2 protein-coding genes are annotated in these 889 nt (G+C 78.0%); one reads left to right on the top strand and one right to left on the bottom strand.

The annotated features are described in order from the left end of the window. Positions 1–156: 156 nt before the first annotated feature. Positions 157–573, top strand: coding sequence for an SSI family serine proteinase inhibitor (locus ACFWWQ_RS23335; RefSeq protein ID WP_384599320.1), 417 nt, complete (start codon positions 157–159; stop codon positions 571–573). Positions 574–659: 86 nt separating this feature from the next. Here ACFWWQ_RS23335 and ACFWWQ_RS23330 read toward each other — a convergent pair whose 3' ends face one another. Continuing rightward, entirely contained in the window at positions 660–818 is a 159-nt protein-coding gene (locus ACFWWQ_RS23330) for a hypothetical protein (RefSeq protein ID WP_384599317.1), read from the bottom strand. Between the last annotated feature and the right edge of the window lie 71 nt (positions 819–889).

Here is an 889-nt window from a genome sequence, read left to right as displayed (position 1 = left end):
CGGGGGCGGGGCGGGGGCCCCCCGCCGCGGCGCCCCGGGGCCCCCCGGCCCGGGGGGGGGGGGGGGGGGGGGGCTCGGGGGCGGCCGCCCGGCACCCCCCGGCGGGCCGGGGCGCCCCCGCTGCCGCCCACCCCCACGAGCGCTCAGGAGACACCCATGCCTGTCAGCCGACGCCGCCGAGCGGCCCGCGCCGCAGCGGTCACCGCCGCCGCCTTCGTCACCGCGGTGGCCGTCGCCCCCGCCACCCCCGCCGACGCCGCCGCACCCCAGGAGGACCGGGGCGTCTTCCTCACCGTCTCGGACACCGCGCACACCTGGATCCGCGGCGTCCTGCTGCGCTGTCCCGACGGCCGCGACCACCATCCGCAGCACGACGCCGCCTGTTCCGCACTGACCTGGGCCCGCGGCGATCTCGACGCGCTGCGCGGCGAACCGCACGGCTGCACCAAGCAGTACGACCCGGTGACGGTCACCGCCGAGGGCGTCTGGCGGGGCCGGCGCATCGACTGGGAGCGGACCTTCGCCAACGCCTGCACCATGGACGCCGCCACGGGCCCGCTGTTCCGCTTCTGATCCGTCCGCCAGTCCGCCAGTCCGCCAGTCCGCCAGTCCGCCGGTCCGCCGGGGCACCCGTTTCCGATCCGTCGGAGCCCGGCGCCTCACCGGTGGGTCGTCACCACCATCGCTGCCGTCACCAGCGCCACCACCACCCAGGTGAGCCAGACCCACGGGTTGCCGCCCAGCGCCACGCTGTACGCGGTCGCCACCACCAGCCCGGCCACCGCGAACCCGGTCATCGTCCTCGTGGATCCGCTCATCGGCGTACCTCCTTGACGAAGGCCGCGGCACAAAGGCGGCGGGCCGCGGCCTGGGGACCATCGTCCCCGGC

Source organism: Streptomyces sp. NPDC059080, assembly GCF_042739975.1.
In the GTDB taxonomy this organism is placed as follows: Bacteria; Actinomycetota; Actinomycetes; order Streptomycetales; family Streptomycetaceae; genus Streptomyces; species Streptomyces benahoarensis.
Note: the sequence above shows the minus strand (reverse complement) of the source record. Positions and strands in the feature narration are given on the sequence as shown.

Coding starts and splice junctions, on each gene's coding strand:
- ACFWWQ_RS23335 (WP_384599320.1), top strand. CDS start 157: ATGCCTGTCAGCCGACGCCGCCGAGCGGCCCGCGCCGCAGCGGTCACC.
- ACFWWQ_RS23330 (WP_384599317.1), bottom strand. CDS start 818: ATGAGCGGATCCACGAGGACGATGACCGGGTTCGCGGTGGCCGGGCTG.